Source organism: Bradyrhizobium cenepequi, from assembly GCF_020329485.1.
GTDB lineage: Bacteria > Pseudomonadota > Alphaproteobacteria > Rhizobiales > Xanthobacteraceae > Bradyrhizobium > Bradyrhizobium cenepequi.
On the sequence record NZ_JAGKJI010000046.1, the window covers coordinates 1 to 26,768 of the forward strand.

The following is a 26,768-nucleotide window of genomic DNA, read 5'->3' on the forward strand; positions in this document are numbered from 1 at the left end:
CGTCATCCAACTCGTTCAAGCCCGCAATGGCGGCGAAGAATTGCCGGCCGAATTTGTGTTCACGCCGGACGAGATCGAAGCCCTCAAGGCCATCAACAAAACCCTGAAAGGCCGGACCGAGCTCCAGAAGAACCACCATCGCCCCAACACTGTCGCCTGGGCGGCTTGGATCATCGCAAAGCTCGGCGGATGGACCGGCTACGCCTCGCATCGCCCACCTGGACCAATCACCTTCCACATGGGAATGGCTCGCTTCCAAATCCTCGTATACGGCCCGGCAAACGTGTAGATGCCCTAGCGCGTTCGCGGGGACGACAGCGACGCCAGATTGCCTAATCGTAATGCAGGCTGCCGGACTGGCGCGATTGCGTGGGCTGCGTTTCCACGCCATATAGGATTGCACGTGGTTCAACCTATAGAGGCGTTGATGCTCGACGGACTTCGCCAGTTCATTGCCGATATTGTGTCGCCCGACGCGCAAGCGGGTCGTGCGTTCGATGACAATGATTATCGTCTTGCCGCCACTGCGCTGCTCGTCCACGTCGTCTCGATCGACGGCGAGCCGAGCGCGAACCAGAGGCGCAAACTGCACAGCCTGATCGAAACTCGCTTTGGGCTCGATCGCGGCACCGCGGACCAATTGATCGCTTCTGCGACACGGATCGAAGGCGAGGCGGTCGATCTCTATCATTTCACCAGCGTCATCATGCGGCAGGTCAATGAGGATGGGCGCCTGCGCATCGTCGAGATGATGTGGGAGCTGGTCTATGCCGACGGCCAGGTCAGTGAGTTCGAGGACAACGTGGTGTGGCGCGCGGCGGATCTCCTGGGTGTTTCCTCGCGCGACCGCATCGATCTCAAGCGCCGCGTGGCTGATAAGCAGGCGAGCCTGCCTAGAGGTCCTTGGGGCGTTGCAGACGCGGCAATCTGACACGGCGTTCGCGGGCTGTTCGCTCCGCCGTGTAGATGACGAAACTTTAATGTACATCGCGCAACCGGCCGGTTTGCGCGAGAGGTCCCAAAATAGGGCATTCCGATCGCGAACGCAGCCGAAGCGCATGCGGATATTCCCGCGGATGGCTTGCGCGGGACCACAAGCCTATGCTCTCGTCCGGCCGTTCGTAACAGGCCCTGTGATTTATTAAGAGCATTCGATCGTGACCGAGTGTGTGACGCTGATTACCGGTGCATCCGCGGGTATAGGCACCGAGCTGGCGCGTGTTTTCGCATCCAACGGTCATCGTGTGGCGTTGGTGGCGCGCCGCGCCGATCGCCTCACGGCGCTGGCCAATGAAATCGCCGCCAAGGGCGGCGCGGCGCCGATCGTGATTCCCTGCGACCTCGAGCAATCCGATGCCGGCGACAAGATCGCCGGCGCGCTGGCCGAGGCCGGCGTCGAGGTCAAATATGTCGTCAACAATGCCGGCTTCGGCGTGTTCGGCTATGCGAACAAGCGCGACCGGGTCGACCAGCTCAACATCATCAACGTCAACATCCGGGCGCTGACCGATCTGTCGCTGCGATTTACCGATTCGCTGATCCGCCATCGTGGCGGCATCCTCAATGTCGGCTCGATCGCCGGCTTCCTGCCGGGGCCGGGCATGGCGGTCTATTACGCGTCCAAGGCCTATGTGCTGTCGTTCACGGAGGCGCTGCGCAAGGAGCTTGAGCCGCATGGCGTCCGCGTCACCCTGGTCTGTCCGGGACCGGTGCCGACGGAATTCCAGGCCCGCGCCGGCTTCGCGCCGGGATTTGATTCGGCGATCCTCAACGTCTCGGCGGCGGAGGTCGCGCGGCAGGCCTATCGTGGTTTCATGGCGAACAAGCGCGCGGTGCTGCCCGGCTTGATCAAGGTGGTGCCGCTCCTGCTCCGATTCTTCCCACGCTCATTCATCCTGGCGGCGTCCGGCGGTTTCCAGCTGCGCCGGCGCTGACGCCGATCAAGGCCGCTAGAGCATTTTCGGTTCTGATTGAATCAGAACCAGAAGCTCTGGATTCTTGTTTTGACGCGTTTTCTTCACGCGAACCGGTATCCACTTCGCTCGAAAACGCTCCAATCTGGCCCGCGATTTGCTTTCGAAATTCTCGATGAGTTGGCGTGAACTCACCCGAAATTAAGAATCACTTAGGCATGCTGCAGCCCGCTGCGTGCCGCTTGAGGTCGATGTCGTCACGGTCTGAACAAGCCAATGTCGTGCTGCCCTTCTCCAGTGGAAGGCGCGCTGTCGTCACCCCGGCCGAACCTGCCTCGCTGCTGCCGGTCCTGATCGTCCTGCACCAGGAGACCTCCAAGCCCGGCCGCGTCGGCAACGCCTTGCGTGCGCTCGGCCATCTCCTGGATATCCGCCGCCTGCGGTTTGGCGATGCGCTTCCCGAAACACTGGACGAACATGCCGGCGCCATCATCTTCGGCGGCCCGATGAGTGCCAATGACAGCGATGATTTTGTGCGGCGGGAGATCGACTGGATCGAGATTCCCCTGCGCGAGCAGCGTCCGTTCCTCGGAATCTGCCTAGGGGCCCAGATGCTCGCCAAGCAGCTCGGCGCGACCGTTGCGCCGCATCCGCAGGGCCGCGCCGAGATCGGCTATTATCCGATCCGCCCAACCGAAGCAGGTTTCGCGCTCTGCCCCTTCTGGCCGGATCAGGTCTACCACTGGCATCGCGAGGGATTCGAACTGCCAGATGGCGCCGAGCTGCTCGCCGAGGGCGCCGATTTTCCGGTGCAGGCGTTCCAGTATGGACACGCCTTCGGCCTGCAGTTCCACCCCGACGTCACCTACGCGATGATGCATTGCTGGACCACGCGCGGCTGCGACCGGCTGGATTCGCCCGGCGCGCGCCCGCGCCACCAGCATTTTACCGACCGCGCCGTTTACGATGCGATCGAGCGGGCGTGGTTGAAGCATTTCATCGACGATTGGCTTGCGCGGACGCCGATGGCGACGATGACGGAGGCGGCGGAGTAGAGGGACACGCGGGTGATGGCGTGACTGTCAGAAGTGGGAGTTTGTGGCACTAGAGCCCGTCTTCGCCCGTTGGGCTTCGACGAGGCAGCCTTCGCCACGACAGGGCTTGCCTAGCCGAAGCTGGCGAAGCCAGCGAAGGCTGGTGGAGCCAGGCGGGATCGAACCGCCGACCTCATCATTGCGAACGATGCGCTCTCCCAGCTGAGCTATGGCCCCGTCCAGACCGGTCCGTGCTGAGCAGTTCGGCCGGCAATCGGCGCCATTTACCGTCCGGCCTGAGGTCAAGTCAAGAACAGTAAACGCCCGGTTTTTGGCGCGTCCGGGCGCAAGTTCCCTTGTTTGTGCAGGGGCGAACCGATATCTAGCTCATTGTCCCACCCGCGAGCTCCCTCCACATGCGCGCCGTCCTCGACATCCTCATCATTATCCTTGACCTCTATGTCTGGCTCCTGATCGCCGCCGCGATCCTGTCGTGGCTGGTCGCGTTCAACGTCGTGAACACGCGCAATCAGTTCGTTTCCGCGGTGGCCGAGTTCCTCTACCGGATCACAGAACCGGTGCTGGCGCCCATCCGGAACATCATGCCGAACCTGGGCGGGCTCGATATTTCGCCGATCATCGTGATCCTGCTCATCATGTTCATCGAGCGGGTGATCATGTACTACGTCTACCCCAACGTGATCTGAGCGCCGTTCAGCCGGTGACCGAATGGTGACCGAACCTTGGCGCTATTCCACCGATGGCGTCAGCGTCGCATTGCGCGTGACGCCCCGCGGCGGCCGCGACGATATCGACGGCATGGAGACGCTGTCCGACGGCCGTAGCGTGGTGAAGGTCCGGGTCCGGGCCATCGCCGATGGCGGCGAGGCCAATCGGGCGGTAATGGGCCTGCTTGCCAAGGCGCTTGGCGTGCCCAAGGGACGGGTGAAGATCCTCTCGGGCGCCACATCGCGGCTCAAGCAGGTGGCGATCGATGGCGATCCACAGCGGCTCGGCGAGACCTTGCGCCAGTTGACCGCGAGCAAAGCCAACCGATCTGAAGCGAAGGATTGAGATGACGGCTCACATCATCGACGGAAAAGCCATTGCAGCCGACCTCCGCGCCCGCGTTGCGGCGGAGGTTGCCCGCGTCAAGCGCGAGCACGGACTCGTGCCGGGGCTTGCGGTGGTCCTGGTCGGTAATGATCCCGCGAGCGAAGTCTATGTCCGCAGCAAGCACACGCAGACGCAGGCCGCCGGCATGGCTTCGTTCGAGCACAAGCTGCCGGCCGACGTCGCGCAGGCCGATCTGCTGGCGCTGATCGGCAAGCTCAACCGCGACCCGGCGGTGCACGGCATCCTGGTGCAATTGCCGCTGCCGAAATCCATTCACACCGAGACCGTTATCAATGCCATTGATCCGGCCAAGGATGTCGATGGCCTGCATCCGAACAATGCCGGGCGGCTCGCTGGCGGCTTCGCCGCGCTGTCGCCCTGCACGCCGCTCGGCTGCATCATCCTGACCAAGAGCGTGCATGCCTCGCTCGAAGGCATGAATGCGCTTGTGATCGGCCGCTCCAACCTGGTCGGCCGTCCGCTGGTGCAATTGCTCCTGAACGAGAACGCAACGGTGACGATCGCGCATTCGCGCTCGCGCGACCTGCCGAAGCTCGCCGCCGGCGCCGACCTGCTCTATGCCGCGGTCGGCAGGCCCGAGATGGTGCGCGGCGACTGGATCAAGCCGGGTGCGACTGTGATCGATGTCGGCATCAACCGCATTCCGGTGCCTGGCGGCAAGCCGCGCCTGGTCGGCGACGTCGCCTATCAGGAGGCGCTCAACGTCGCCGGCGCGATCACGCCGGTGCCTGGCGGCGTCGGGCAGATGACGGTGGCGTGCCTCCTGGTGAATACGCTCCGCGCCGCCTGCGCCATCGCGGGCCTGCCGGCGCCGGGGGTTTAGGGGAACCTTGTCATTCCGGGGCGATGCGAAGCATCGAGCCCGGAATCCATTTCTCCGCCGATGCGGCTCGATGGATTCCGGGCTCGCGCTGCGCGCGCCCCGGAATGACGACTGGGCATCACCCCGCGCTGTTCTCGATGAATCGCTGATAGAACCGGATCATGTCGGCATAGCCCTCGATGCTGAGGCGCTCGTTGGTGCCGTGGAAGCGCTTCAGGTCGTCGCTGTTGGCCCGCACCGGGGAGAAGCGGAAGATGTTGTCGGTGATATCGGCATAATGCCGCGAATCGGTGGCGGCGATCATCAGGCCGGGCGCGACGATGACGTCGGGATAGATCTCGCGGATGGTGCGGTTGAGCGTTTGGTAGGACGCGCTGGCTGTGCCGGTCACCGGTGGTGGATCGGTATTGCCTGGAAACGGCCTGATCGCGATGCGATCGTCGCCGACGGTCGAGCGGACATGATCGGTCACGCTGGCCTGGGTGTCACCGGGAAGCAGGCGGAAATTGACGATCGCCTCGGCATGGCCGGGCAGCACATTGTCCTTGTCGCCGGCATTGAAGATGGTGAGCGCGGTGGTGGTGCGGACCATCGCTTCCGTTGGCCCGCTCTTCTCGAACTCGCGCAAGAGCAGCGGCTTGAACAGCCAGAGGTTCGACAGCACCACGCGGTTGAAGCCGTTCATCTCGGGCGCCAGCGTGTCGAACATTTCTGACACCGTGCGGCGGATCTGCATCGGCACGCGGTGATCCTCGAGCCTTGCGAGCGCCGCGCTCATCATGCCGATCGCGGTTTCGCGCGGCGGCATCGAGGAGTGGCCGGGCGTTGCCTGCGCCGAGAGCACGAGCGTGGCATAGCCTTTTTCGGCGACGCCGATCAGCGCAGTCGGCTTGGCAAGCCCTTTCATGATGCCGTCGGTGATCAAGAGGCCTTCGTCGAGCACGAAGTCGAGCTTGATCCCGCGTGAGGTGAGTGTTGCGGCGATCGCCTTGGCGCCGCGCGTGCCCGCAACCTCCTCGTCATGGCCGAAGGCGAAATAGATCGTCCGCTTCGGGTGAAAACCCGCGTTCGCCAGCGCCTCCGCGGCCTCCAGCATCGAATAGAGGTTGCCCTTGTCGTCCCAGGAGCCGCGGCCCCAGACGAATCCGTCGGCGATCACGCCGTCATAGGGCGGCTGCTGCCAGTCCTTGTCGGTACCGGGCGCGACCGGCACCACGTCCTGATGCGCGAGCAGGGCGATCGACTGTGCCCTCGGATCGCTGCCTTCCCAGGTGTAGAGCAGGCTGAAGCCGCCGATGATCTCGCGCTTGGCCGCGGCATGAAATGCCGGGAAGCTTTTCTCGATATGCGCCTGCATGCCGCGCAGCGCCTGGGCATGCTGCTCGGGCTTTTCGAAGCTCGAGATCGTCTTGAAGCGGATCGCCTCGGCAAGCCGCCTGACGGCGGCTTCCGCATCAACGGCTGCGCGCGGGATCGCCGTAACCTGGAGCTGCCGCGAGCCGCGGCTGAAGACATTGAAGGCGACCGCGCCGGCAAGGACGAGAGCCGCTGCGAGCAGGAGCAGCAGGACCTTGCCGATGATCTTGATGAGCCGGCGCAATCGTTCCCCCTCGACACGCCCGCGCCCCGGAAGCGCCGTGCTGCGCGCTTGGGACGCGAATATCTATTTCTTCGCGCGTGCGATCGATTCGGTGATCAGCCTGCGCGCTTCGTCGGCATCGCCCCAGTGCAGCACCTTCACCCATTTGCCTTTCTCGAGATCCTTGTAGTGCTCGAAGAAGTGCTGGATCTGGTCCAGCGTGATCTGGGGAAGGTCGCTAAAGTTCTTCACCTTGTCGTAGCGCTGGGTGAGCTTGGACGAGGGCACCGCGAGAATCTTCTCGTCGCCGCCCGCTTCGTCCTCCATCAGCAGCACACCAACGGGGCGCACGCTCATCACCGCACCTGGCACGATGGCGCGGGTGTTGACGATCAGGACGTCGCAGGGGTCGCCGTCGTCCGAAAGCGTATGCGGGATGAAGCCGTAATTGCCAGGATAGCGCATCGGCGTATAGAGGAAGCGGTCGACCACCAGCGTGCCGGCTTCCTTGTCCATTTCGTATTTGATCGGCTCGCCGCCGACCGGCACTTCGATGATGACGTTGACGTCATGCGGCGGATTCACTCCGATCGATACCGCATCAATACGCATAGAGAACTCCGTTGTTGCCAGGGCAGGCGCGCCGGGGCAGGAACAGTGATTGCTACTGTCATACGCGGGCTGGGCCCGCCCATCCATCTAACTTTCGGAGAGAAATGATGGATTTTTGGGCTATTGGTTGACGCGCGCCCGTAGCGCCGTCCCGAGGACGCTCCCGGCCTCAGTTGGTCCAGGCAAAAGCGACCTTGTCGAGCGATTTCGGCCCGAACCTCTCCGACGAGCGCGCCACCATGCGGCCGCCAAGCGCGCGATAAAACTCCGTGGCCGGATCGTTATCGGACAGCGCCCAGACCACCATGCTCTTCAGCCCGCTCTGCGCGAGGTCGCGGCGGGCGGCGTTGAACAGGCGGCGGCCGAAGCCGAGGCCCTGGAATTCCGGCCGGAGATAGAGCTCGTAGATCTCGCCTTCGAAGTGCAGGCTGCGGGCGCGGTTGCGGCCGTAATTGGCGTAGCCTGCGATCCTGTCGCCGAACACCAGCACGCTGACGCGGCTGCCCTTGCGGATCGCACTGTCCCACCAGTACGGACCCCGCCGGTTGATCAGCTTTTCCAATTCGGCGCCGGGGATGATGCCCTGATAGGCTGAACGCCAGGCTTCGTCATGCGTAGCCGCCACCGCGGCTGCATCAGCAACTTTGGCCGGCCGGACCTCTATCAGGGTTGTGCTCATGATCCAATCAAAGCAAGTCGGCGCGCCGCCTTCAAGCTCTATCGTTAATTATCGGTTAACCTGTGGATTTTTTGCATCAGTTTTCGAACGACCTGTACCGAAAGAGGACAGCGCGATGCTTCAATCGGCCGGTTCGTGATGCTGGAGGCGGCTGGCGTCACGCTGCTGACATATGGTCAGTAGGCGTGCCGTGAAAAACTGCGCCGAGCGTTGATTCGCGAGATAGTCTTTCGGCGACTCCTGTTTGCCCAGCATGGTCGCGTCAGGCTAAGGATGCATTCACCTAAAGTGATTTTCGCACTGCTGGTTGCCGCGCTCGGCTCCGAGGCAGCTCTGGCGCAACCCGTCTTGGGGGCGCGGGGCGACGAGGGCGAGCCGAACCGGCGGCAGCAGTGGTTGGTGCCGTCGCCCGATCCCACGCGACCTGCGCACGCTTTGCTGTTTCGCCCGGGCGCGGGGCCCTTTCCGCTAGCCTTGATCGCGCACGCCACGACTCAGAATGTGCTGCGTCGGGCGCAGATACCGCAGCCCGAATACCGCGCGCTGGCCGGATTTATGGTTGCACGCGGCTTTGCCGTGGTGCCGGAACGGCTGGGCCACGGCGCGACAGGCGGAACATACCTGGAGCATCAGGGCGGCTGCGACGAGGCGGATTATTCACGCTCGGCGCGTGCCACTGCCGGGCAGATCAGGCTCGCGCTCGATTATCTTCGCGACCAGCCCTTCATCCTCAGGGATCACGCCGTCGTCATCGGCCATTCCGCTGGCGGCTGGGGTGCGCTGGCGCTCGCTGCCGAGAAGCCCAACGGCGTTCTGGCGATCATCGCCTTTGCGCCGGGGCGCGGCGGCCGCGCCAATGATTTTCCGAACCAGGTCTGCGCGCCGCATACCTTGATGGCGGCCGAGTTCGGCCGAAGCGCGAAGGTGGCGGCGACATGGCTCGTTGCCGCCAATGACAGTTATTTTCCGCCCGCGCTGTCGCGGCAGCTTGCCGATGCCTTTCGCCAGCCCGGTGGGCGGGTGGATTTTCATGTCCTGCTGGCCTATGGCGGCGAGGGCCACTGGCTGCCCGAAAGCGCGAATGGCGTTAAGCTCGCCACGGCAGAAATCGATCGCGCGCTGAGAGCCCCGCGTGCCGCTGCGGCCAAAAAGCCATGACGCTCTATTTCCTCGTCAAATATCTACATGTGCTTGGCGCCATCGTCATCCTCGGCACCGGCACGGGCATCGCCTTCTTCATGCTGATGGCTCATCGCAGCGGTCATCCCGATTTCATCGCGCGCACGGGGTCAACCGTGGTGATCGCCGATGCGGCATTCACGCTGACGGCGGTGCTGTTGCAGCCGGTGACCGGCGGGCTGTTGATGCAGATGTCGTCGACCTCGCCTACCGAGGGCTGGCTGCTCGCCTCGCTCGCGCTCTATGCAATCGCTGGAGCATTCTGGGTGCCCGTGGTCTTCATGCAGATCGAAATGCGCGACCTTGCGAACGTTGCGGCCGAGAAAGGCGAAAGCCTGCCGCCGCGCTATTTCGCGCTGTTCCGCCGCTGGTTTCTGTTCGGTATTCCTGGCTTCGGCTTAGTGATATCGATCCTCTGGCTGATGATCGCAAAACCGTTTTAGGGTCAGGATGAGTGACTGCAAGATTCTCGTGCTCGGCGCGTCCGGACTGATCGGACGCGTCGTCACCGATGATTTGCGCGCACGAGGTTTTCCGACGATCGGGATCGCCCGTCGTTTCACACACTCGCAGAAGGCCAACGCGCTCGACCTGGAATTACCGATCATGGCGCTGGATGTGGCGGCGCTGGCGCGACTGCTGCGGGATCGCGAGGTCGACATTGTCGTCAATTGCCTCGGCGTGCTGCAGGACGGCCCGGGCAGCGATACCGGCGCGGTGCACCGTGATTTCGTCGCACGGCTATTGGCCGGGATCCGCGACAGCGGCCGCGCGATGCGGCTGGTCCATATCTCGATTCCCGGCGTTGCCGAAGATGACCACACGTCGTTCAGCGTGACGAAGCGCGAGGCCGAGCGGTTGATCGCAGCCTCCGGCATTCCCCATGCGATCCTACGGCCGGGCTTCGTGGTGGCGCCGGCGGCCTATGGCGGCAGCGCGATGCTGCGCGCGCTGGCGGCGCTGCCGGTCGATGTGCCGGAGGAGGCTGCGACACTGTTTCAGCCGATAGCGGTGGAGGATATCGCCACGACCATCGCCTGGCTCGCCGAGCGCGCTATCGCCGATCCCGCGGCGAACGCCGTCAGCTGGGACCTGATGCAGCCGCAGCCGATCACACTCGGCGGCGTGATCAAGCAATTCCGCTTCTCCTTCGGCACCGCCGATACGCTGCGCCTGAGGCCGCCCGCATTCATGATCGATCTCGGTGCGAAGCTCGGCGATCTCGTGAGCCAGCTCGGCTGGGTGCCACCCTTGCGCTCCACGGCCATCGCCGAATTGCGTCGCGGCGTCACCGGTGATCCCAGAGGTTGGATGGCGGCAACGGGTATCGTGCCGAAGATGCTGGCGGAAGCAGTCGGCGGACGCTCCTCCACCATCCAGGACAAATGGTTCGCGCGGCTGTTCCTGATCAAAGCGCTGGTAATCGCAAGCCTGGCGTTGTTCTGGGTCGCGTCGGGCTTCATTGCGCTGTTCGTGTCCTACGATGCCGCGGCCGGCATCCTGAGCGCTCGCAATTTTCCGCCGGCGCTGGTCGGGCCATTTACGGTGCTGACCAGCCTGATGGATATGAGCATCGGCGTGCTGATTGCTTTCCGCCGCACTGCCGCCTTCGGTCTGATTGCAGGCATCCTGGCCTCGCTCGGCTATATGATCGGTACTGCGATCCTGATGCCCGATCTCTGGATCGAGCCGCTCGGTGCGCTGGTGAAGACGGGGCCTGCGATCGTGCTGATGCTGGTCGCCCTGTTGACCCTGGATAACCGATGACCCACTGGCCCGACGATGACGTGATCCTCTATGACGGCGTCTGCGTCTTTTGCTCGCGCTGGGTCCGCTTCGTCGTCGCACGCGACACGGATCACCGCTTCCGCTTCACCCCGGTCCAATCGGACTACGGCACACGGCTGGCCCAGGCATTCGGCATCGATCCCGCCGACCCCGACACCAACGCCGTCGTGCACGGCGACGTCGCGTATTTCAAATCCGATGCCGCGCTGACGGTGCTGAGCCACCTGCCGGGCTGGCGCTGGACGCGAGCGCTGTTCGCGGTGCCAAAGCCGCTGCGCGATGCCGTCTACAATCTCGTCGCCCGCAACCGCTACCGCATCTTCGGCAAATACGAGACCTGCTTTGTGCCGGATGCGGCGACGCGAGCGCGGGTGTTGGAGTGACGGGGAGCGACTACCGCGTCGCCAGCGACGCCAGCACTTCCTTCGCCGCGCGCTCGCCTGAGTCCCGCGCCCCATGCGCGGTGGAGAAGAAGTTCGGCGAGGTCGCTTCACCGGCGAAGAACAGCCGTCCATCGACGGGCGCGGCCAGCGCGGCGCGTTTCCCGGCATGGCCGGGGAGTGCGTGCGAATAGGCGCCGCGGGCGAACGGATCGTGCGCCCAGCGGGATTCCCTGAGCGGCTTCAGTTTGCGGCGGATGTCGTTGCCGAGGAAGCCTGCGATCTCGTCGATGCTATGCGCGGCAAAGGCGCCGTCGCCGGCATCTTCCAGCTCTTTTGCAAACCGGCCGCCGAAAAACCCTTCGATGCAGGGCTGGCCGAACGGGCGGATGTGATAGGTGCCCATCTCGGTGCGCATGGTGGCGCCGCGCAGGTTGCCTTCCTTCGGAAAAGCTTCCGCATCTGCAAGCGCGAGCGTCACCTTGTCGTCGACGCCAAGCGGCAGTCCCCGCGCGGCGTCGATCTTTGCCGGCAAGGCCGGCGAAAAGCGGATCGCTTCGTCCGCGATCAAATTGGTCGGCACGGTCACGATCACGCGGTCGGCCGCAAGCGTGCCCAGCGACGTTTCAAGACGCAGGCGCTTGCCGGAATGGTCGATCAGCGTGACATTGCAATTGAGAACGACGGGACATGAGGCGCCATAAGCGGCGATCAGCGCGCCATAGCCGCGCCGCACACGCCAATTGATGTCGGTGTCCTCGTAAGCCTCCATGTCCAGGATCGAAACCTGGTCGAGCTCGCAGCCGTTCACGTAGGTCGAGATCGCATCGATCATCGGGTTCCAGCGATTGCCCGGCTCGAGATAACGGTTGGCAGGCGCATCCTCGCCGTTCTGTGCGGCCTCCCAGGTACGCTCGTAGAATTCATCGAGCGAACGGATGAAGTCGTCGCGATCGGCTTGCGGGAATGCCTTGCCATAGGCGCGCTCGCGCCAGGGCGGCAAAGTCTTGTCGATCTCGAAATTCAGTTGTCCGGCGATGGCGACGAAACTGTTCTCATCCGCCGAATGCAGCCAGCCGCAGCCGACGTCGAACAGAACATCGGGCGCCGCCTGCACCGTATGCGCCCTCCCGCCGAGGCGATCGCGCACTTCCAGCACGATCGTGGAAAGGCCGGAATCTTTCAGCGCGTTGGCCGCGCCAAGACCGGCTGCACCTGCGCCGATGATGGCGACGTCAACTGAGGAGGGGAGGGACATTAGCTAGCGAATAGTGAGTGGTGAATGGCGAATAGCGTATAGGAAACACAGCTGGAGGCCAAACATCCCTATTCGCTACTCCCCATTCGCTATTCGCACGTTTACGCTACCGCTTCCTTGGCCTTTTCGGCGCGCTTGCGGTCGTTTGGATCGAGGTGCTTCTTGCGCAGCCGGATCGATTTCGGCGTTACTTCAACCAGTTCGTCGTCCTCGATATAGGCCAGCGCTTTTTCCAGGGTCATCCGGATCGGCGGGGTCAGGCGTACCGCTTCATCCTTCGAGGTGGTGCGGATGTTGGTGAGCTGCTTGCCCTTGAGCACATTGATCTCGAGGTCGTTGTCGCGGGTGTGCTCTCCGACGATCATGCCCTTGTAGACCTTCCAGCCCGGCTCGATCATCATCGGGCCGCGGTCTTCGAGTTTGAACATGGCATAGGCGACGGCCTCGCCCTGGTCGTTGGAGATCAAGACGCCGTTGCGGCGGCCCTGGATCTCGCCCTTGTAGGGCGCATAGCCGTGGAACAGACGGTTCATGATCGCGGTGCCGCGGGTGTCGGTCAGCAATTCGCCCTGATAGCCGATCAGGCCACGGGTCGGCGCGTAGAACACGAGCCGCAACCGGTTGCCGCCGGAAGGGCGCATCTCGATCATCTCGGCCTTGCGCTCGCTCATCTTCTGCACGACGACGCCGGAATGCTCCTCGTCGACGTCGATCACGACTTCCTCGATCGGCTCCAGCGGCTGGCCCGTGGCCTCGTCCTTCTTGAACACGACACGCGGACGCGACACCGACAGCTCAAAGCCTTCGCGGCGCATGGTCTCGATCAGGATCGCGAGCTGCAATTCGCCGCGGCCGGAGACTTCCATCGAGTCCTTGTCAGCCGCTTCGGTGACGCGCAGCGCGACATTGCCTTCGGCCTCGCGCATCAGGCGATCGCGGATCATGCGGCTCGTCACCTTGTCGCCCTCGGTGCCTGCGAGCGGCGAGTTGTTGACGATGAAGGACATCGACACCGTTGGCGGATCGATCGGCTGAGCCGCCAGCGGCGTCTCGACCGTTGGGTCGCAGAAGGTATCGGCGACGGTACCCTTGGTCAGGCCGGCAATGGCGACGATGTCGCCGGCTTCGGCCTCATCGAGCGGCGTGCGCTCGAGCCCGCGGAACGCCAGGATTTTGGTCACCCGTCCCTGCTCGACCAGCTTGCCTTCCGCATTCAGCACCTTCACGGCCTGGTTCGGCTTGAGGATGCCGGAGGAGATGCGGCCGGTGATGATGCGGCCGAGATAGGGGTTGGCTTCGAGGATGGTACCGATCATCCGGAACGGGCCTTCCTCGACCTTGGGCGCAGCGACATGGCGCACGATCAGGTCGAACAGCGGCTGCATGCCCTGATCCTTCGGACCTTCCGGGCTCTCCGCCATCCACCCCTGCTTGGCCGAGCCGTACAGGATCGGGAAATCGAGCTGCTCCTCGCTGGCATCGAGCGCCGCGAACAGGTCGAACACCTCGTTGATGACTTCGGTCGGCCGTGCGTCGGGACGGTCAACCTTGTTGATGACGACGATCGGCTTCAAGCCGACCTTGAGCGCCTTGGAGACCACGAACTTGGTCTGCGGCAGCGGGCCTTCGGCGGCGTCCACCAGCACCAGCGCACCGTCGACCATGTTGAGGATGCGCTCGACCTCGCCGCCGAAATCGGCGTGGCCGGGTGTATCGACGATGTTGATGCGGATATCCTTCCACTGCACCGAGGCGGCCTTGGCCAGGATGGTGATCCCACGCTCGCGTTCGAGGTCGTTGGAGTCCATGGCGCGTTCGGCGACCTTCTGGTTCTCGCGGAACGTGCCGGATTGCTGCAGCAGGCGGTCCACCAGCGTGGTCTTGCCGTGGTCGACGTGGGCGATGATGGCGACGTTACGAAGATTCATGGCTCTGCTTTTCGGTCATGCACGGGTCTTGAGCGATCTCGCCGGAAAGCCGGGATCGATCTTTGGCAACTGCGACCCCTCCGGGTCCGGATCACACTCAAGCCTTTTGAAATCTCGCGGGGCGCGGTTCGCCTCAAAAAGCAAGCCCGGCCAAAGAGGACCGGGCAAAGCTTACGCGTTTGCGCCGCAATATAGTCAGAAATGGCCAAAAAACAATGCGTTGTTTGCCGGGTGCGGGCCGTTTTTCGGCCCGGCGGGACATTCTGGCGACCGCTAATTCCACCCGGAAATGACGGCTTTAGCCGACTTCCTTTTCCTCGCTCGGATAGACCCCGCGCAGCACCTCCTCAAAGTGGTCCTTGACTGCCTCGTTGCACAGGCAAGAGCGCAGGCGTAGCCCATCGAGGTTGCGCACCAGGATCGAGCCGCGGCGCGTCTCCAGCACGTGCTCCGCCTTAAAGGATTGGATCACGCGGCTGGCATAGCTGCGGCCGACTCCAAGCAGGGTGGCGAGCTGCTCATGCGTGAGCGGCACGGCGCCGTCGCCATTGGTGCGCTCCATGGCCGAGATGATCCATTTGGCGGTGCGCTGCTCGATCGAGTGGATCGCGTTACAGGCGGTCGACTGGAAGATCTGCGCCAGCATGCAGTCGGCATAACGCGCGAAGATGTTGCGGATCGAGGGCGACTTCAACTTGGCCGCTTCCAGCCTGCCGACCTGCAGCCGCACGAATGGGCCGCCGAACTTGACGACGATGCGGGTGTAGGCGGGAAGATATCCCTGGCTGACGATGCCGCCGACGGCGCCTTCGCGGCCGACCAGGATGGTCTCGACATCGCGGCCGTCCTCGTTGGTCACGAGGTAGGAGACCAGGCTGGGTCCACAGGGAAAATAGACGGTCTCGACACTGTCGCCCGGACTGTAAAGCAGATCATTGGCGTTGGCTTCGGCGCGCGCCAGGTGCGGTGCGATCAACACATAGTCGGCGTCGCTCAGCCGGCGCAACAGGTTGTTGAGAGGCCGCTCAATCCCGCCCGGCTGGCCGCGTCGTTGAAGCATCAGGCCTCCCCCTGTCCAACCGCGACGATAGTGGACCTGTTCCCGCCTTTATGTCCACAAGTGAACAGACGCCCGAACTGCGGTGTGGTGGTTTTGATGCAGGAACCGCCGGTGTGCTCGGACGAGGCGCCGGCAGCGTGCCGATGGCCGGCTCGTCGCCGGCGACCAGATCAAATCCTCCAAGACAGGACGCGGCGCGCACATGAAATCCGCCTTCTTCGACGGCATGCCCTCCGACGTGTTGATCGTCGAGGATGACCCGATCATCGCGATCGACTTCGAGGACACGATCTTCGGCTTCGGGGTGAAGACGGTGCGGACAGCGACCAGCGTGGCGGGAGCACTTCAGATCATCGCCCATCGCCGGCCCGACTTCGCGCTGTTGGATGTGGTGCTGGCGCGCGAGAACACCTTTGCGTTGGCCGAAAAGCTCGACGCGCTGCAAATCCCCTACGTTTTCGTCACCGGCTATGGCGCCGATGTGCAGCTTCCCGCCACGCTCGCCGACAAGCCGCGCCTGGTCAAGCCATGCTCGAGCGAGGAGCTGGAGGCGGCGCTGCGAAGGCGAGTTTAGATCCGCAGTCCGGGTGGAACGCAGCGCAATCCGGGCCCTGGATTCGTGGAGTGACCGTCCCGGATTCCGCTTTTGCTCCATCCGGGCTACGGGCAATCTTCCTACACCGGCTTCGGGTCGAGCGTGGTCGACCACAGCTCAGTGTCGGCGCGGTCGCGCAAGGTCACCGTCATCTGCCCGGTCGCGCCATCGATCTTGACGTGGCCGAAGAACTGCATGCCGGCCGACGGCGGCAGGTTCTGCTTGTCGGCGCCAGGCGCCTTGATGAACTTCACCTCGGGGCCAAACGTGTTGTCGAGTTCGTTAGGGCCGAATGTGCCGGCATGCAGCGGACCGGAGACGAACTCCCAGAACGGGTCGAAGTCCTGGAACTGCGCCTTGTTCGGATTGTAGTAGTGCGCGGCGGCGTAGTGCACGTCCGCCGTCAGCCACACGGTGTTGACGATCCCGGCGGTCTTGATGAAGCGCAGGATCTCGGCGATCTCGAGCTCGCGGCCGCGCGGCGAGCCGTCACCCTGCGCGAACGCTTCGGAGCCCTTCTTGTTGGTCGCATCGTCATAAACGATGATGCTGAGCGGCATGTCGGAGGCGATCACCTTCCAGGTGGCGCGCGAATTGAGCAGGGCGCGCTTCAGCCAGGCGAGCTGATCCGGGCCGAGGAAATAGGCATCGGGGCCGTAGCTGGTCTGCTGGTTCGCTCCGTTGGGTCCGCGATAGCTGCGCTCATCCAGCATGAACACATCGAGATGCGGTCCGTAGCTGAGCGTGCGATAGACACGGCCCGGCTCTACGATGCTTTCCCGCATCGGATATATCTCGTGGAAAGCGCGCGCCGCGCGCGCCGCCAGCACGTTGACGTCGCGCTCCTTGTAGGCGGCAGGAAGTTGTTTCGACAGCGACCAGTTGTTGGTGACCTCATGGTCGTCCCACTGCACGAAGATCGGCACCTCCGCATTGAAGGCGCGCACGTGCTCGTCGAGCAGGTTGTACTTGTGCGCTGCGCGGTACTCGTCGAGCGTCTCCGCGACCTTGGCCTTCTCGGGAATGGTGACGTTCTTCCAGAGCTTGCCGTCGGCGAGCTTCACCTCGGACGGAATGACGCCGTCGGCATAGATGGTGTCGCCTGAGTGCAGGAAGAAATCCGGCTTGTACTTGCGCATGGTGGCGAAGGTGAACATGCCGCCATCATCGGGATTGATGCCCCAGCCCTGGCCGGCGACGTCGCCACCCCAGACGAAGCTGATATCGCGTCGGTCGGCCGGCGCGGTGCGGAAACGGCCGACCGCGGGTTCGCCGATGACGTTGACATGGGCGAGGTCGCGGAAGCGGACGCGGTAGAAGATGTCCTGGCCCGAGGGCAGGTTTTCCAGCAGCATCTTGGCGGTGAAATCGCTTTCGGGCAGGGCCGCGATTGGCGGCAGCGCGCGCGCGTCCTTGAAGGATTCGGTGGTGGCGACCTCGACTAGCATCTGCGACGGCCGGTCGGCGCGCGCCCAGACCACGCCGCTGTCAAGGCCGACATCGCCGGACTGCACGCCATGGCTGACCGCCGGTCGGTCGGCGGCGCGGGAAAGATGGGGCATCGCGATGACGCCGGCGCCAGCTGCGGCTGAAGAGAGGAATTTTCGGCGGGAAATCCTGAACGTCATTGCGAGCCTCCGTCGGTCCGGCGCGGCGATGCGCCGAAATGTCGCAACAGACCTAGAAGGATTCTATGACGAAGCGATTACGGCCTTAGCCGTCATTCCGGGGCACGCCAACGGGTCCGCGCAAGGCGCGGCCCGATGACAGGCTCCGCGTGAACCCGGAATCCATTCATCCACGTCGTTTGCGGCCCGATGGATTCCGGGCCTGCGCCTTCGGCGCATCCCGGAATGACGGAAGAGATGCAGCGTGCCCCGCAATCGGGGGAGGTGAAGCGAACCCGATCGCACCGCGCCGCAGCTACGCGGTACCGGCGGCGCGGAATTGCGCACTCGCGCGCTGCAGGTTTTGCGGCATGCTGATCAACAGCAGCTTGCGGTCGGTGACCGCATTGTGGAATTGCTCGAGCGCGATGCTGAAGGCGGTCAGCGTGCCTTGCTCGATGGTGCCGTGCTCGAAACAGGTCAGCGCATCGCGCAGGATGTTGTCGGCTTCCGCCTGCATCTGGTCGAGCTCTTCCATCGAATCGCTATGGCGCGCGGCGGCGAGCATGTCGAGCAGCCGGTCGCGTTGCGACGTGTTGATGCCGCGTTCGTCCTTTTTCAGGTAACCGGCAAACCAGGCGCCGGCTGAACCCATCGCCGACGCCAGCATCAGCCCCCACCAGATGTAATCGCTGTAGCGGTCGAGGAAGGTCTTCTCGTCGCCATCGACGAACGCCGCGGCGCCCGGATGCACGGGAATCGTGGCGTCCTTGTCGGTGTCCGGAGTCTCGATCCTGCCGGCCGGCGGGAAATCGTTCTTCAGCGACTGCCGGACCGAGAACAGCTGCCGGGTGAACATGGCGATAGTGGATTCGGAAATGCCCCTGCGCGCCACGATGTGGTGCGAGAAGCTGATGGTCTTGACCTCTTCCCCAGGGCGGTCGGCGCCGCCGAGCGAGCCAGCAGGGATTTCTGCGGCCTCATAGGCGGGGTGGTTTTGCGCGATCGCTTCCGCAGCGTCGATGGCGAGGAAAGTCGGCGTGCCGCCATCGCGGCTCGAGGCCGCAATCGCCTCGGTGGTGATCTTGCTGTTGACGGGACCGGCGGCGAGATAGGCATCGGCCCTTTGGTTCTTGATCGCCTCGACCGCTTCATTGGCGGGAAACTGTATGATCTCCACCTTGGCGGGGTCGATGCCATATTGCTGCAGGATCACCTTCAAGAGGTTGACGTTGGCCGGCGTGCGGCCGACGACGCCGACGCGGTGGTCGGCGAGCTGCGCGATCTTCGTGATCTTTGGCGCGGCCTTCTTGCCTCTGGCTTTGCCCTGCGGCGGCACCCAGATCGTCACGACATTCTTGCGCAGCGTCGCCACGGCCTGCGCATTCTTCGGCACGTCAAGATCGCCGCGGATGATGGCGAGGTCGGTCTTGCCATCGGCCAATGCCTCGGCGCTGGCGACCGCGCCGTCGGTCTGCATCAGGCGCAGCCGGATTTGGCCGTTGCCCTGGCTGAAGGCCTGGGTCAGCGCCTGAACGACCTTGAGGTCGTCGCTGTTGGCCGGGCCGACTGCGATCCTGAGATTCACCGGCCGCATGGCGAAATAGTAGCCGGCAGCCAGTGTGCCAACGATGGCGAGCACGCCGGCAATCATCACGAAACTCAGCCGTCGCCGCGCCGAACGCGGCGCGGGCGAAGTTGGAGCAGCGACGAAGTCGGGCTCGGTCATCGATCGCGCAAACAGCCTTTCGGAGTTCTGGTTCATCCTGCCGACGCGTTTACAGTTCCCATTGTAACAAAATTTCGGCAGCGGCGAGGTTACAATCCCGTCATGGTTAGCAGCGGCGATAGGACGCGCGGGCCGGCCTCATTGCCAGCCTGGATCCCGCTGGTGGCCGCCCGTGTTAGGGTGTGGGCGAGTGAGATGGAGATCTATCATGGCGGAGCGGTTGTCGGCGGATGCACGGAAATCGGCGCTGAAGGAACTGTCCGGCTGGTCCGAGGTGCCGGGACGCGAGGCGATCGCCAAGACCTTCGCGTTCAGGGATTTCAACCAGGCCTTCGGCTTTATGACGCGCGTCGCGCTGGTCGCGGAGAAGCGCGACCATCACCCGGAATGGAAGAACGTCTACAAGACGGTCGAGGTGGTGCTTGCAACCCATGACGCCGGAGGCGTCACGGCGCGCGACATCGAACTGGCCAAGGCGATGGAGGCGATCGCCAAGCAGGCTGGCTAAGCTGGAGCGTTTTCGAGCGAAGCATGCCCTCGGACTTGATCCGAGGGTGGACACCGGTTCGCGTGAAGAAAACGCCTCAAAACAAGAATCTAGAGCGCGCCTTGTACGATCTTGCAGGCCGGGATTTGGGTGCCCAACTCTTGTGCGAGGGATCGCGGGGCCGCTCGGCCACGGCGATCTGAGGGAGCTTCTTCCGATGGCATCATCCGAACACACTGTCGGTTTCGAGCCGGCCGATCGGCTGGCGCAGGACCGCGAGAGCGTGCGACGGCGTTTCTGGATCAAGCTGAAGCGCGTGGTGGCGAAGCTGCCGTTCGCCGAGGACCTGCTGGCAGCCTATTATTGCGCGTTCGACAAGGAGACGCCGCGCCACGTGCAGGCGTCGCTGCTTGGCGCCATCGCCTATTTCATCCTGCCGTTCGATTTCATGGCGGACGTGATGCCGATTCTCGGCTTCACCGATGATGCCGCGATCCTGGCGGCCGCGATCCGCATGGTAGCAAGCCACATCACGCCAGAGCACCGCGAAGCCGCGCGCGCCGCGCTGAAGCGCGGCATCGAGGCGGCCGATGAGGTGCAGAGCTAGCGCTTCTCGCCCGTGCGAATCTGCGCTCGGGCGCTGTTCTCCGCTTCCCATGCCTGGAACTGCTTGAACAACGCTTCCTTCTCGGCGTCCGTGTGCAGCTTGGCTGCGGCCGGCGATTGCTTCAGGAACTCATCGAATCGGCTGCGCGTCACCGCTTCCACGCTGTGCTTCTCGAGCCATTGCTTGGCCGCCGGCAGCCGGTTCCAGTCAGGCAGCGGCGCGGCCAGCGAGACTTCCTTCCACTTCGGATGGAACGGCGGCTTCTGGAAGGTCGGGAATTTCGAGAAGAAGGCATCCACGAACAGCGTCAGCTTGCGCGAGCGGTCCGTGTTCGGCGCCCAATTATAGGCCGCGAGCACGGCCGGAACGGCGATGGTGTCGACGCGCTCCTGATCCGAAATCAGGTTCGGGTAATCCTTTGAGGTGAGCGTCGCCGGCAGATAGTCGTTCTGCAGCGGCCTGGCGTAGTCTACGGTGACGAGGTGGAAGCGGCCGTCGTTGTTGAATGTGCTGACCGATTTGTACGGCTTGCCCCCGGTCACGATCACGGCGTCGATCTCACCGGCTTTCAATTTCTCCATCGCGATGCGCTGCTCGATATAGACGAACTTCGCCTTCATCCCGAGCCGCTCGAACACCGTCAGTGCGGTTACGAAGGTGCCGCCATTGGGCAGGTCGACGCTGACGATCCTGCCGTCGAGATCCTTCAAGCTCTTGATCGTCTTCGGCGCGACGACATGCATCTCCTCGTTATAGAGCTTGGTCACGTAGGTGAACTGCCTCTTGATGTCCTTCGCGAAACCCTTCCTTTCGAGATAATCCAGCGTGTCGGCGCGGACGATGCCGAGATCGACGCCCTGCAGGAACAGGATGTCGGCGACGCTCTGCACCGAACCGCGCCCGACGATCGGCAGTACGCGCAACTTGTTGCCGTCGTCGAGCACGGAAGCGAGATCTGCGCCGAACTGGACATAGGTGCCGCCGATGGTGCCGGTGATCAGCGTCACCGTGTTGGCGTTCAGGCTCTGCTTGGTGGCGACCGAGCCGAACTGGAAGATGGCCTTCAGGCTGTCACTGACCTTGGCCGGGTCATATTCGGTTTCCTCGGCCCGTGCTGTCGGGCCGCAAATCATCATGAGGGCGAATAACGCCACTCCAAACAAGCGTCGCATGTGTTTCCCTCAAAAAATGGCTCAGTCGTGAAAATGGCTCAGTCTTGTATTTGCGTGAGACGCTGCTGGGCGTGCTGCGAGCCAAGCTCGGCCGCGCGGCGGTACCAGATCCGCGCCTGGGCCGGATCGGGCGTGATCGCGCGCGCATCCTTCGTTCCCAGCACCAGTGGATCGTAAGTCCGCGCGAGCAGTAGCGCAGCGTCGGCTTCCTGCGCATCGGCGGCGCGTTCGAGCAGCAGCCGTGCTGCAGCGATGTCGCCGATCTCAAGCAGGCCGTTGGCCCGCTTCATGAGGGCGCCGAGTTCGTCGGAATTGAGCCGTCTCGCCGGCGGCGCAGCGGGAGCGGAGACTGACGCTTGCGGTGCGGCGGACGGTGCGGGTGGAGCGGCAGTTGGCGCTGGCGGAGCGGTAGATGGTGCTGCTGCTAACCGGGCTACAGCCTGGCCGCCCTTGATCGCTTCCTGATAGGCGGCCGCGATTTGCTCGCGCGACGGCGGACCCGATTTGGCGGCTGGCGGCGCAGGCTCGCTGCCGGATTGGGGGAGGGCCGCCATGACGGTGCGGGCCTGCACTTGCGAAGTGCCGAGCAGCCAGGTCTTGGCGGTGATGATGATGTCGTGCGTGACATCGAGGGAAAGCAACGAGACGGCGACCGCTGCAGCGGCAGCGATCAGAAGGCCGCTTGTGAGCAGGGAGCGGCCGAGGGAATGTTCAAGGGAACCTCGCCGGAATTTCGCTCCGCCGTCCTCGTCGAGAGGGTATGAGAGGAACAGTGGCGCAGGTTCCTCTGTCTCGGCGCCTGCATCTGCGCGATGCGACTGCAGGTAGCGATACTCTGCTAATTCAGGATCGTCGAAATCCCCGCCATGCGCCTGTCTCGGCGTGACGCGCGCTGAAATATCCACCATGTTGACGCTTCCCGTTACACAATACGCAACGAATGGGCATCCTGGCTGTTTGTTGGCTTGCTGTTCCCCGAGTGCCCGCTGGCGGAACTTACGCACTGCGATTGAGCCTAAAAAACGGCCTCGAGCGGCACGAATTGGGACTTTTTTTGGTTCGATTGTGGCAAAAATGCCCAATTCACCGAATTAAAGTAGGCGATTTTGGGAATAAGTTCCGCGTCCCGAACTGAGACGCCCAGTTGATTCACATAGGTGGGTGAATCCGAGTCACTTAAGTAAGTGCGTGTGACTCGTGAGCCAAACGTGGCACCCGCGCGGTGCCACAATTCAGGCGCCACAACCCAGCCACAACTAAAACGTGTGCGGTCTTTCTCAAGGATGCAGGATCACCTTGCCCATCGCTTTGCGGCCGGCAAGCACCTTCAGTGCCTCCGCCGTTTGCGACAGCGGGAAGGTGCGGTCGACATGCGAGGAGATCTTCCCTTCCGCGGTCCACTGCACGAGCTTCTGAAGGTTCCTGCGGTTCTTGTCAGGATTGAGCCGCGTCCATGCGCCCCAGAACACCCCGCGGATATCACAGCCTTTGAGCAGCGCGAGGTTGAGCGGCATCTTCGGAATATCGCCGGCGGCAAAGCCGATCACCAGAAAACGCCCTTCCCACGCGATGGCGCGGAGCGCGGCTTCGGCATAAGTGCCGCCGACGGGATCGAAGATGATGTCGACACCCTTGCCATCAGTCAGCGCCTTCAGGCCTTCTTTCAGGTCTTCCTTGGCGTAGTTGAGCGTCAGCTCGGCGCCGTGCTGCCTGGCGAATGCAAGCTTCTCGTCCGACGAAGCGCAGGCGATCACCTTCAGCCCCATCAGCTTGCCGAGCTCGCAGGCCGCAAGCCCGGTGCCGCCGGCGGCGCCCAGCACGGCCAGCGTCTCGCCCGGCTTCGGGCTTGCGCGATCTTCCAGCGCGTGCAGCGCGGTGCCGTAGATGATGATGATGCCGGCAGCGCGATCGAAATCGAGATTATCGGGAATCTTCACGATCGAATTCGCCGGCAGCGTGATCTTCTCGCGCGCGCCGTTGTGGCCGCAGGACGCCACCACGCGATCGCCGACCTTGAGGTCGGTCACGCCTGCGCCGACGCTCTCGATCACACCGGCGACTTCCGCCGCGGGCGAGAACGGGAACGGCGGCTTGATCTGGTACTTGCCCTGGATCATCAGGATGTCGAAGAAATTCAAGGCAGCCGCCTTGATCGCGATCACCGCTTCGCCCGGTCCGGCTACGGGATCGGGCACATCCGCGAGCACGAGATCGTCGGGTTGGCAGTATTCCCTGCAGAGAATGGCTTTCATGGACACACCTGATTTTCGGACGCAGAAAGGCTCCTCGCTTCATGCCGGATTTGAAGCCGGGCGACAATACAATGCGGAGGGATCAAACAATGTTTGAAAAGAGCCTGCTGGCACACAAGCGCATTCTCGTCACCGGCGGCGGCTCTGGACTCGGCGCGGCGATGGGGCGACGTTTCGCCGAGCTTGGCGCCGAATTGATCGTCTGTGGCCGCAGGACGGAATTACTGCAGCAGACGGCGGCGAGCTTGCGCAACGAACTCGGCGCCAAGGTTACGACAATCACATGCGACATCCGTGACGGTGCGGCGGTGGATGCGATGATGGACACGATCTGGCGCGAGGCGCCGCTCGATGTGCTCGTCAACAACGCAGCGGCGACCTTCATCGCGCAGACCGAGCATCTCTCATTCCGTGCCGCAGACGCGATCCTGGCGCCGACACTGCATGGCGCAATGTATTGCACCCTCGCGGCGGGCAGGCGCTGGATCGAGAGTGCGCATAAAGGCGTCATCCTCTCGATCCTCTCGACCTCGACGATCACCGGGCGCGCCTTCACCGTGCCGTCTGCGATGGCGAAGTCGGCGGTGCTCGCGATGACGAAGAGCCTTGCGGTGGAATGGGGGCCCAAGGGCATCCGCGCCGTCGCGATCGCACCGGGCGCATTCCCAACGCCGGGCGCGACCGGCCAGATCCGCCCCGAGGGCCGTGAGGAGAGCTGGTCGCAGCGCAACCCGCTGGGCCGTCCGGGCGAGCACGACGAACTCGCCAACCTCGCGAGTTTCCTGATCTCGGACCCGGCCGGCTACATCAATGGCGAGATGGTGGTGCAGGATGGCGGCGCGCATTTGCGCAGCTCCGGGGCGGAGGACCTCCTGCAATGGACCGACGCGCAGTGGGAACGACAGCGCGCCTCCCGCGCCAAAGGTTGATGCGGCGGAACCGCGCGCTATTCCTCTAACTACCTTCCCAAAAAGGCCTTTTCCGGCTATTGCATTGCGCCGGGGACGACGCCGGTTGGGCCATCTTCCAGTCACAATGATAGGGGAACCAGTTGTCCGTGCGGCAAATACTGACATCTCTGGTTGCGAGCGCTCTGCTTTGCGGGATGACGCCTCTTGCCTTGGCGCAGAGCGGTTCCCCCAAGGCGGCCACGAAAGGCGCGGCAAAGCCTGCGGCCAAGTCGGAGGCCGCTGCGGCCGCTGCCGGCGGCGCCGAACCGACGCTGATGGGCCAGTACGGCACCTGGGGCGCCTATACGGCGAGCCCGAATGGCAAGAAGGTCTGTTTTGTGTTGGCAAAGCCGTCGTCGTCGAAGACCAATCCGCCGAATCGCCCGCGCGATCCGGCCTATGCCTTCGTCTCGACCCGTCCGGCGGAAAAGGTCGTCAACGAAGTCTCGATCATGATCGGCTACACGCTGAAGCCGGGCTCGGAATCGACGGTCGAGGTCGGCGGCGGGTCGTATGCGATGTACACCCAGGGCGACGGGCTCTGGATCAAGAACGCCGCGGAGGAAGAGCGCATGGTCGAGGCCATGCGCAAGGCCGCGGACCTGACCGTGAAGGGCGTCTCCGCCAAGGGCACCGAGACCACGGACACATTCTCGCTCAAAGGCCTGTCGCAGGCGCTGGACCGGCTGGCGCAGGACTGCAAGCGCTAACTCGGCTCGAAACACCGGCATTTCCTGCCTTTCCAGCGGGTGCTGGAAGGCCTATTTGATGCTCCATGACCGATACCCTCATCAGCCAGAGCGATCGCGCAAGCACCGCGCTCGTGGAGAAAGTTCCGCTCGAGACCTATGTGCCGCCGGCCAAGCCGTCGCTGATCGGGCTGTCGCGCGCGGAGATCGCCGAGCGGCTCGGCGAGATCGGCGTCCCGGCCTCGCAACGCAAGATGCGCACCCAGCAGCTCTGGCACTGGATCTATTTCCGCGGCGCCAAGAGCTTTGCCGAGATGACCAACGTCTCGAAGGAGATGCGCAGCGAACTGGAGAAATATTTCACCGTCGACCGGCCCGAAGTGGTCGCCGAACAAATCTCCAACGACGGCACCCGCAAATGGCTGCTGCGGCTGCCGAGCGGCAACCATCTCGAGAAGCCGCATGAGATCGAGTGCGTCTATATCCCCGAGACTGACCGCGGCACGCTCTGCGTCTCCTCGCAGGTCGGCTGTACGCTGAATTGCGCCTTCTGCCACACCGGCACGCAGCGACTGGTTCGCAATCTTACCGCCGGCGAGATCGTCGGCCAGGTGATGGTGGCCCGAGATCGCCTGAACGACTGGGCCGACCGCGAGAACGGCAGTCGCCTCGTCACCAACGTCGTGATGATGGGTATGGGCGAGCCGCTCTACAATTTCGATGCTGTGCGCGATGCGCTGCTCATTGTTGCAGACAATGAAGGCATCGGTATCTCCCGCCGCCGCATCACGCTGTCGACCTCGGGCGTGGTGCCGAACATCATCCGCACCGGCGAGGAGATCGGCGTCATGCTCGCGATCTCGCTGCATGCGGTGCGCGACGAACTGCGCAATGAGCTGGTGCCGCTCAACCGCAAATATCCGATTGAGCAATTGCTGCAGGCCTGCCGTGACTATCCCGGCGCTTCCAACGCGCGGCGCATCACCTTCGAATATGTGATGCTGAAGGGCGTCAACGATTCGCTCGACGACGCCAAGCTGCTTGTGAAGCTGCTCAAGGGCATTCCGGCGAAGATCAACCTGATCCCGTTCAATCCGTGGCCGGGCACGCGCTACGAATGCTCTGATTGGGAGCAGATCGAGAAATTCTCCGAATACATCTTCAATGCCGGTTATTCCTCGCCGGTGCGCACCCCGCGCGGCCGTGACATCCTCGCTGCCTGCGGCCAGTTGAAATCGGAGACGGAAAAACTCTCCGCCCGCGAGCGCCAGGCGCTGCGCGCCATGGCGATGACAGATTGAGATGATCGA

The 26,768-nt window shown here is 63.5% G+C and carries 27 protein-coding genes, 1 tRNA gene and 1 pseudogene; 17 read left to right on the forward strand and 12 right to left on the reverse strand.

Annotation, left to right across the window (positions count from 1 at the left end):
* The 4 genes and pseudogenes from J6497_RS32185 to J6497_RS32200 form a co-directional block, all read left to right on the forward strand.
* A pseudogene (locus tag J6497_RS32185) lies at positions 1 to 289 on the forward strand (IS4 family transposase); the annotation flags it as partial.
* 138 nt (positions 290 to 427) lie between these two features.
* Complete coding sequence (locus tag J6497_RS32190) at positions 428 to 931, forward strand: tellurite resistance TerB family protein (RefSeq protein WP_225708245.1); 504 nt, start codon at positions 428 to 430, stop codon at positions 929 to 931.
* A gap of 226 nt (positions 932 to 1,157) precedes the next feature.
* Entirely contained in the window at positions 1,158 to 1,934 is a 777-nt protein-coding gene (locus tag J6497_RS32195; RefSeq protein WP_225708246.1) for an SDR family NAD(P)-dependent oxidoreductase, read from the forward strand.
* Positions 1,935 to 2,164: 230 nt separating this feature from the next.
* Positions 2,165 to 2,968 carry a glutamine amidotransferase gene (locus tag J6497_RS32200; RefSeq protein WP_225708247.1) on the forward strand — a complete coding sequence of 268 codons (804 nt, stop codon included), beginning with the start codon at positions 2,165 to 2,167 and terminating at the stop codon, positions 2,966 to 2,968.
* Positions 2,969 to 3,108: 140 nt separating this feature from the next.
* On the opposite strand, the gene J6497_RS32205 is transcribed toward J6497_RS32200, so the two are convergent.
* Positions 3,109 to 3,184, reverse strand: a tRNA-Ala gene (locus J6497_RS32205).
* A gap of 179 nt (positions 3,185 to 3,363) precedes the next feature.
* Here J6497_RS32205 and J6497_RS32210 point away from each other — a divergent pair.
* The 3 genes from J6497_RS32210 to J6497_RS32220 are packed head-to-tail and all read left to right on the forward strand — an operon-like array spanning position 3,364 to position 4,907.
* Positions 3,364 to 3,654 (forward strand): YggT family protein, encoded by a 291-nt coding sequence (locus J6497_RS32210; RefSeq protein ID WP_225708248.1) that lies wholly within the window; start codon positions 3,364 to 3,366, stop codon positions 3,652 to 3,654.
* Between the two features lie 22 nt (positions 3,655 to 3,676).
* Entirely contained in the window at positions 3,677 to 4,021 is a 345-nt protein-coding gene (locus tag J6497_RS32215; RefSeq protein WP_225708249.1) for a DUF167 domain-containing protein, read from the forward strand.
* A gap of 1 nt (position 4,022) precedes the next feature.
* Entirely contained in the window at positions 4,023 to 4,907 is an 885-nt protein-coding gene (locus tag J6497_RS32220) for a bifunctional methylenetetrahydrofolate dehydrogenase/methenyltetrahydrofolate cyclohydrolase (RefSeq protein WP_225708250.1), read from the forward strand.
* Positions 4,908 to 5,025: 118 nt separating this feature from the next.
* On the opposite strand, the gene J6497_RS32225 is transcribed toward J6497_RS32220, so the two are convergent.
* The 3 genes from J6497_RS32225 to J6497_RS32235 all read right to left on the reverse strand — a co-directional run bounded on the left by J6497_RS32225 (position 5,026) and on the right by J6497_RS32235 (position 7,777).
* A complete protein-coding gene (locus tag J6497_RS32225) occupies positions 5,026 to 6,507 on the reverse strand; it encodes a M20 family peptidase (RefSeq protein WP_225708251.1) in 1,482 nt (493 codons plus the stop codon).
* A gap of 63 nt (positions 6,508 to 6,570) precedes the next feature.
* Positions 6,571 to 7,098, reverse strand: a complete 528-nt coding sequence (ppa, locus tag J6497_RS32230; protein ID WP_225708252.1) for an inorganic diphosphatase — start codon at positions 7,096 to 7,098, stop codon at positions 6,571 to 6,573.
* 169 nt (positions 7,099 to 7,267) lie between these two features.
* Complete coding sequence (locus J6497_RS32235) at positions 7,268 to 7,777, reverse strand: GNAT family N-acetyltransferase (protein WP_225708253.1); 510 nt, start codon at positions 7,775 to 7,777, stop codon at positions 7,268 to 7,270.
* A 273-nt stretch (positions 7,778 to 8,050) separates the two neighbouring features.
* Here J6497_RS32235 and J6497_RS32240 point away from each other — a divergent pair, with 273 nt between their 5' ends.
* Genes J6497_RS32240 through J6497_RS32255 form a run of 4 tightly spaced genes read left to right on the forward strand, consistent with a single transcriptional unit; the run spans position 8,051 to position 11,127 of the window.
* Entirely contained in the window at positions 8,051 to 8,935 is an 885-nt protein-coding gene (locus tag J6497_RS32240; RefSeq protein WP_225708254.1) for an alpha/beta hydrolase family protein, read from the forward strand.
* Positions 8,932 to 9,399: a DUF2269 family protein gene (locus J6497_RS32245; protein WP_225708255.1), complete on the forward strand. Its 468-nt coding sequence runs from the start codon at positions 8,932 to 8,934 to the stop codon at positions 9,397 to 9,399. The genes J6497_RS32240 and J6497_RS32245 overlap by 4 nt, the downstream gene beginning before the upstream one ends.
* 7 nt (positions 9,400 to 9,406) lie before the next feature.
* Entirely contained in the window at positions 9,407 to 10,723 is a 1,317-nt protein-coding gene (locus tag J6497_RS32250; RefSeq protein ID WP_225708256.1) for an SDR family oxidoreductase, read from the forward strand.
* A complete protein-coding gene (locus J6497_RS32255) occupies positions 10,720 to 11,127 on the forward strand; it encodes a thiol-disulfide oxidoreductase DCC family protein (protein ID WP_225708257.1) in 408 nt (135 codons plus the stop codon). The genes J6497_RS32250 and J6497_RS32255 overlap by 4 nt, the downstream gene beginning before the upstream one ends.
* Positions 11,128 to 11,137: 10 nt before the next feature.
* Here J6497_RS32255 and J6497_RS32260 read toward each other — a convergent pair whose 3' ends face one another.
* From J6497_RS32260 to J6497_RS32270, 3 genes are all read right to left on the reverse strand, one after another.
* The gene (locus J6497_RS32260) at positions 11,138 to 12,382 is read right to left on the reverse strand and encodes a flavin monoamine oxidase family protein (protein ID WP_225708258.1); all 1,245 of its coding nucleotides are present in this window, start codon (positions 12,380 to 12,382) and stop codon (positions 11,138 to 11,140) included.
* Between the two features lie 101 nt (positions 12,383 to 12,483).
* Positions 12,484 to 14,310 (reverse strand): translational GTPase TypA, encoded by a 1,827-nt coding sequence (gene typA / locus J6497_RS32265; protein WP_225708259.1) that lies wholly within the window; start codon positions 14,308 to 14,310, stop codon positions 12,484 to 12,486.
* Between the two features lie 298 nt (positions 14,311 to 14,608).
* Positions 14,609 to 15,370 (reverse strand): Crp/Fnr family transcriptional regulator, encoded by a 762-nt coding sequence (locus J6497_RS32270; RefSeq protein ID WP_225708260.1) that lies wholly within the window; start codon positions 15,368 to 15,370, stop codon positions 14,609 to 14,611.
* A gap of 202 nt (positions 15,371 to 15,572) precedes the next feature.
* Between J6497_RS32270 and J6497_RS32275 the strand changes: the two genes are divergently transcribed.
* Entirely contained in the window at positions 15,573 to 15,944 is a 372-nt protein-coding gene (locus J6497_RS32275) for a response regulator (protein ID WP_225708261.1), read from the forward strand.
* A gap of 101 nt (positions 15,945 to 16,045) precedes the next feature.
* Here J6497_RS32275 and J6497_RS32280 read toward each other — a convergent pair whose 3' ends face one another.
* Positions 16,046 to 17,593: an alkaline phosphatase D family protein gene (locus tag J6497_RS32280; RefSeq protein WP_225708262.1), complete on the reverse strand. Its 1,548-nt coding sequence runs from the start codon at positions 17,591 to 17,593 to the stop codon at positions 16,046 to 16,048.
* A 295-nt stretch (positions 17,594 to 17,888) separates the two neighbouring features.
* Positions 17,889 to 19,301, reverse strand: coding sequence for a TAXI family TRAP transporter solute-binding subunit (locus J6497_RS32285; protein ID WP_376708304.1), 1,413 nt, complete (start codon positions 19,299 to 19,301; stop codon positions 17,889 to 17,891).
* Positions 19,302 to 19,509: 208 nt separating this feature from the next.
* Here J6497_RS32285 and J6497_RS32290 point away from each other — a divergent pair, with 208 nt between their 5' ends.
* Together J6497_RS32290 and J6497_RS32295 are read left to right on the forward strand one after the other, a co-directional pair.
* The gene (locus J6497_RS32290) at positions 19,510 to 19,809 is read left to right on the forward strand and encodes a 4a-hydroxytetrahydrobiopterin dehydratase (RefSeq protein WP_225708264.1); all 300 of its coding nucleotides are present in this window, start codon (positions 19,510 to 19,512) and stop codon (positions 19,807 to 19,809) included.
* Between the two features lie 196 nt (positions 19,810 to 20,005).
* Positions 20,006 to 20,395: a YkvA family protein gene (locus J6497_RS32295; RefSeq protein WP_225708265.1), complete on the forward strand. Its 390-nt coding sequence runs from the start codon at positions 20,006 to 20,008 to the stop codon at positions 20,393 to 20,395.
* On the opposite strand, the gene J6497_RS32300 is transcribed toward J6497_RS32295, so the two are convergent.
* From J6497_RS32300 to J6497_RS32310, 3 genes are all read right to left on the reverse strand, one after another.
* The gene (locus J6497_RS32300) at positions 20,392 to 21,567 is read right to left on the reverse strand and encodes a TAXI family TRAP transporter solute-binding subunit (RefSeq protein WP_225708266.1); all 1,176 of its coding nucleotides are present in this window, start codon (positions 21,565 to 21,567) and stop codon (positions 20,392 to 20,394) included. The two genes, J6497_RS32295 and J6497_RS32300, sit on opposite strands and share 4 nt — an antisense overlap.
* A gap of 38 nt (positions 21,568 to 21,605) precedes the next feature.
* Positions 21,606 to 22,475 carry a hypothetical protein gene (locus J6497_RS32305; RefSeq protein ID WP_225708267.1) on the reverse strand — a complete coding sequence of 290 codons (870 nt, stop codon included), beginning with the start codon at positions 22,473 to 22,475 and terminating at the stop codon, positions 21,606 to 21,608.
* A 369-nt stretch (positions 22,476 to 22,844) separates the two neighbouring features.
* Entirely contained in the window at positions 22,845 to 23,819 is a 975-nt protein-coding gene (locus J6497_RS32310) for an NADPH:quinone oxidoreductase family protein (RefSeq protein WP_225708268.1), read from the reverse strand.
* Positions 23,820 to 23,908: 89 nt separating this feature from the next.
* On the opposite strand from J6497_RS32310, the gene J6497_RS32315 reads away from it, so the two are divergent.
* The 3 genes from J6497_RS32315 to rlmN all read left to right on the forward strand — a co-directional run bounded on the left by J6497_RS32315 (position 23,909) and on the right by rlmN (position 26,759).
* Positions 23,909 to 24,748, forward strand: a complete 840-nt coding sequence (locus J6497_RS32315) for an SDR family oxidoreductase (protein WP_225708269.1) — start codon at positions 23,909 to 23,911, stop codon at positions 24,746 to 24,748.
* A 176-nt stretch (positions 24,749 to 24,924) separates the two neighbouring features.
* Entirely contained in the window at positions 24,925 to 25,479 is a 555-nt protein-coding gene (locus J6497_RS32320; protein ID WP_225708270.1) for an invasion associated locus B family protein, read from the forward strand.
* 65 nt (positions 25,480 to 25,544) lie between these two features.
* Positions 25,545 to 26,759 carry a dual-specificity RNA methyltransferase RlmN gene (rlmN, locus tag J6497_RS32325; RefSeq protein ID WP_225708271.1) on the forward strand — a complete coding sequence of 405 codons (1,215 nt, stop codon included), beginning with the start codon at positions 25,545 to 25,547 and terminating at the stop codon, positions 26,757 to 26,759.
* Positions 26,760 to 26,768: the final 9 nt, after the last annotated feature.

Excerpts from the sequence above, each read along its gene's own strand:
- J6497_RS32190 (WP_225708245.1), top strand. The coding sequence starts at position 428 with ATGCTCGACGGACTTCGCCAGTTCATTGCCGATATTGTGTCGCCCGAC.
- J6497_RS32200 (WP_225708247.1), top strand. The coding sequence starts at position 2,165 with ATGTCGTCACGGTCTGAACAAGCCAATGTCGTGCTGCCCTTCTCCAGT.
- J6497_RS32210 (WP_225708248.1), top strand. The coding sequence starts at position 3,364 with ATGCGCGCCGTCCTCGACATCCTCATCATTATCCTTGACCTCTATGTC.
- J6497_RS32215 (WP_225708249.1), top strand. The coding sequence starts at position 3,677 with ATGGTGACCGAACCTTGGCGCTATTCCACCGATGGCGTCAGCGTCGCA.
- J6497_RS32220 (WP_225708250.1), top strand. The coding sequence starts at position 4,023 with ATGACGGCTCACATCATCGACGGAAAAGCCATTGCAGCCGACCTCCGC.
- ppa (WP_225708252.1), bottom strand. The coding sequence starts at position 7,098 with ATGCGTATTGATGCGGTATCGATCGGAGTGAATCCGCCGCATGACGTC.
- J6497_RS32235 (WP_225708253.1), bottom strand. The coding sequence starts at position 7,777 with ATGAGCACAACCCTGATAGAGGTCCGGCCGGCCAAAGTTGCTGATGCA.
- J6497_RS32240 (WP_225708254.1), top strand. The coding sequence starts at position 8,051 with ATGCATTCACCTAAAGTGATTTTCGCACTGCTGGTTGCCGCGCTCGGC.
- J6497_RS32245 (WP_225708255.1), top strand. The coding sequence starts at position 8,932 with ATGACGCTCTATTTCCTCGTCAAATATCTACATGTGCTTGGCGCCATC.
- J6497_RS32250 (WP_225708256.1), top strand. The coding sequence starts at position 9,407 with ATGAGTGACTGCAAGATTCTCGTGCTCGGCGCGTCCGGACTGATCGGA.
- J6497_RS32255 (WP_225708257.1), top strand. The coding sequence starts at position 10,720 with ATGACCCACTGGCCCGACGATGACGTGATCCTCTATGACGGCGTCTGC.
- J6497_RS32260 (WP_225708258.1), bottom strand. The coding sequence starts at position 12,382 with ATGTCCCTCCCCTCCTCAGTTGACGTCGCCATCATCGGCGCAGGTGCA.
- typA (WP_225708259.1), bottom strand. The coding sequence starts at position 14,310 with ATGAATCTTCGTAACGTCGCCATCATCGCCCACGTCGACCACGGCAAG.
- J6497_RS32270 (WP_225708260.1), bottom strand. The coding sequence starts at position 15,370 with ATGCTTCAACGACGCGGCCAGCCGGGCGGGATTGAGCGGCCTCTCAAC.
- J6497_RS32275 (WP_225708261.1), top strand. The coding sequence starts at position 15,573 with ATGAAATCCGCCTTCTTCGACGGCATGCCCTCCGACGTGTTGATCGTC.
- J6497_RS32280 (WP_225708262.1), bottom strand. The coding sequence starts at position 17,593 with ATGACGTTCAGGATTTCCCGCCGAAAATTCCTCTCTTCAGCCGCAGCT.
- J6497_RS32285 (WP_376708304.1), bottom strand. The coding sequence starts at position 19,301 with ATGACCGAGCCCGACTTCGTCGCTGCTCCAACTTCGCCCGCGCCGCGT.
- J6497_RS32290 (WP_225708264.1), top strand. The coding sequence starts at position 19,510 with ATGGCGGAGCGGTTGTCGGCGGATGCACGGAAATCGGCGCTGAAGGAA.
- J6497_RS32295 (WP_225708265.1), top strand. The coding sequence starts at position 20,006 with ATGGCATCATCCGAACACACTGTCGGTTTCGAGCCGGCCGATCGGCTG.
- J6497_RS32300 (WP_225708266.1), bottom strand. The coding sequence starts at position 21,567 with ATGCGACGCTTGTTTGGAGTGGCGTTATTCGCCCTCATGATGATTTGC.
- J6497_RS32305 (WP_225708267.1), bottom strand. The coding sequence starts at position 22,475 with ATGGTGGATATTTCAGCGCGCGTCACGCCGAGACAGGCGCATGGCGGG.
- J6497_RS32310 (WP_225708268.1), bottom strand. The coding sequence starts at position 23,819 with ATGAAAGCCATTCTCTGCAGGGAATACTGCCAACCCGACGATCTCGTG.
- J6497_RS32315 (WP_225708269.1), top strand. The coding sequence starts at position 23,909 with ATGTTTGAAAAGAGCCTGCTGGCACACAAGCGCATTCTCGTCACCGGC.
- J6497_RS32320 (WP_225708270.1), top strand. The coding sequence starts at position 24,925 with ATGACGCCTCTTGCCTTGGCGCAGAGCGGTTCCCCCAAGGCGGCCACG.
- rlmN (WP_225708271.1), top strand. The coding sequence starts at position 25,545 with ATGACCGATACCCTCATCAGCCAGAGCGATCGCGCAAGCACCGCGCTC.